Here is a 3,047-nt window from a genome sequence, read left to right as displayed (position 1 = left end):
TTTCTTGAATATCGGATCGGCTAATATAATTAAAATCAGCTGAAATTAATTCAGCAAACCAGCCTTTTTTTAATAGTGAAATTTAGACTTTACTTATGATTTTAAAATGATTAATAGAATGGAAACTCAGATTCTATTAATTGCTATAGAACTGCTTGCCTCTGTCTGTATTTTTGAAATAAATAAGAAACTTGCGCCCTAATAAATTCGGTAAGCTTTATTTTTTTATATTTTTGTTTAATACCTACTAAATAAACCAATAAAATGCAGGAGATTTTAAGTACAGAACTTTTGGAAAAACAAGAGAAGCTTGATTGTAGATATCTGAGAATGGCTATTGTTTGGGCTGAAAATTCTTATTGCAAACGTCGTCAGGTAGGCGCTTTGATTGTGAAAGATAAGATGATTATTTCTGATGGATATAATGGAACGCCATCGGGTTTTGAAAATATCTGCGAGGATGATGATAATAAAACGAAGCCCTATGTGTTGCATGCCGAGGCTAATGCAATTACAAAAGTGGCGAAATCGAGCAATAGTAGCGAAGGTGCAACTTTGTATGTAACGGCAACGCCTTGTATCGAGTGTGCAAAGCTTATTATTCAAGCAGGAATAAATCGAGTTGTTTATTCTGAAGCCTATCACTGTAATGATGGAAAGGATCTTTTGATTAGAGCGGGAATAGAGGTTAAATTTATCGATAGTAAGAACTTATAAAACCATATAGGATGAATAATAAGACGAAGATGTTTCTCCCCATTTTATTAGCCATGGCTATTGTTTTGGGTATGTTTATTAATTCTTTTTTTCAACCAAATTCTACAACTAGGATCTTTAACGCACCTGCTTTAACGGCAAGTCACAAATTGGATGCGGTTCTTGATATGATTGTTGAGGATTATGTGGATACTGTTTCAGCTGAACGATTGGTTGAGCAAGCTATCCCAGCTATTCTTAAGAATCTTGATCCTCATACTGTTTATATTTCTGCTAAAGATTTGCAGGGATTCAACGAAGACCTAAAAGGAAATTTTGGTGGAATTGGTGTTCAGTTCATCCGTTATCGGGATACAGTTGCCGTTGTTAGAGTTGTGGAGGGAGGTCCTTCTGAACATGTTGGTATTCTTGCTGGAGACAGAATCGTGAAAGTGGATAGTATTCCAATCGTTGGTGCTGATATGAAGGATGATTTTATCATGAGTAAGTTAAAAGGGCCAAAAGGAACAGGCGTTAAAGTTAGCATTGCTCGTCGTGGCGTTAAAGATTTAATCGAATTAGATATCATTCGAGGTTCTATTCCAGTTGCTAGTGTCGATGTGGCTTATATGATTAATGATGAGTTAGGCTATATCAAAGTAAGTCGTTTTGGAGCCACAACTTTTCATGAGTTCTCAAAAGGATTAGAGAAGTTGAAGGGGGAAGGCGTTAAAAAATTAATTGTTGACCTTAGAGGAAATACCGGGGGCTATATGTCTGCGGCTACAAATATGATTAACGAGTTCTTGCCCGAAGGTAAAATGATTGTTTATACTGAAGGTAAATCGCAAGCTAAGACCGATTATGTATCAACCGGAAGAGGAGATTGTCAAGATTTACCGATTGTCATTTTAATTGATGAATTTTCAGCATCTGCAAGTGAGATTTTTGCTGGTGCCATTCAGGATAATGATAGAGGTAAGATTGTTGGTCGTAGATCATTTGGTAAAGGTTTGGTTCAAGAACAACGAATGTTACCCGATGGCTCAGCCATGAGACTGACCGTTGCTCGTTACTACACACCAACAGGTCGTTGTATTCAAAAATCATACTCTAATGGTAAGGAAGCTTATAATAATGATATTAATTTGAGATATATACATGGTGAATTCCAAAAGGAAGATTCAATTCATTTTGCTGATTCATTGAAATTTAAAACTCCAGGAGGTAATATTGTTTATGGTGGCGGAGGGATTATGCCTGATGTTTTTATTCCAGTAGACACAACAGGCTATTCAAGCTATTTTAGAGAGTTAAGTCGTAAGGGCTTAATTTATCGATTTGCTTTCGACTATGTTGATAAGAATAGAGCTGAGATGAAAGCTTTCACTAAGGTCGAAGAAATATTAGCTTATTTAAAGAATAAACCCCTTATTCAGGATTTGACGAAATATTGTCAGGATGCCGGAGTGAAGCCAGATAAGAAAGGTCTGAATAGTTCTTTAGAGATAATTGAGACTCAAGTAAAAGCTTATATCGCTCGTGATTTAATTGATGATGAAGGTTTTTATCCTATTATCAGTAAACTAGATAATACGATTGATTATGTGATCGATATGAAAGAATAGTCTGAATTGAAATTTCGTTTATTTTAAAGATCTACCCATCGGGTGGATCTTTTTTTTGATTTAAAATTAAACCTTTCGAAAGGTAGAACGTCTAAATCTCGAAAGCGATTTTAAAATGGGAGTGGATCCAAACTAATGAAATCTCATTTGAATCAGAATAAATTAATTCAATATTTAACATCGGTTGATCTTCTATTATAAAAGAAGAATCTCTGTTTAAAAAATGAAGATATGAAAACGAAAATAACAGTATGTATCGTTATGGCTTTAATGCTTTTCAGTGGAATCAGTCAAGCACAACAAAGAAAAAGAGCCGAAAGAATGGAGAAAACAATGATTCAATTGACAGATGCTCAAAAAGAAGAATTAAGAGCTGCTAAAGTTGAATTTGCTAAAGCAACCCTTGATGTAAAGAATGAATTGAATGAGCTTAGAGCTTATCAAAGAACTTTAATGTCTGCCGAGGAGTTAAATGAAAAGAAGGTTTTTGAGAATATCGATAAAATGACGGCTTTAGAAAAGCAGTTGATGGAAGAAAGAGTTAATATGCGATTAGCGGGCCCTGAATTACAGTGTCAGGAGCAAGGAATGTTTAGAGGTATGCAAGCTGATTGTTCGAGAATGCGAACTCCGCAGATGAAAGGTCGAAGATGTCAAATGCAAAAAGGAGATAGAAGATGCTTTGATGAAGGAAGAAATCAGAGGGGTGTGAATTCTTTCTGC

The 3,047-nt window shown here is 35.3% G+C and carries 3 protein-coding genes; all 3 read left to right on the top strand.

The features are described 5' to 3' along the window. Positions 1–264: 264 nt before the first annotated feature. Complete coding sequence (locus ABY905_RS15690; RefSeq protein WP_125029010.1) at positions 265–717, top strand: dCMP deaminase family protein; 453 nt, start codon at positions 265–267, stop codon at positions 715–717. Between the two features lie 11 nt (positions 718–728). Next, entirely contained in the window at positions 729–2,324 is a 1,596-nt protein-coding gene (locus ABY905_RS15685; RefSeq protein WP_372645567.1) for a S41 family peptidase, read from the top strand. 231 nt (positions 2,325–2,555) lie between these two features. Further along, a partial coding sequence (locus ABY905_RS15680; RefSeq protein WP_372645566.1) for a Spy/CpxP family protein refolding chaperone occupies positions 2,556–3,047 on the top strand: 492 nt, incomplete at its 3' end.

This window comes from Ancylomarina sp. (genome assembly GCF_041555295.1).
Taxonomy (GTDB): domain Bacteria; phylum Bacteroidota; class Bacteroidia; order Bacteroidales; family Marinifilaceae; genus Ancylomarina.
The sequence above is the reverse complement of the archived record's forward strand: the minus strand, read 5'-3'. Positions and strand labels throughout refer to the sequence as shown.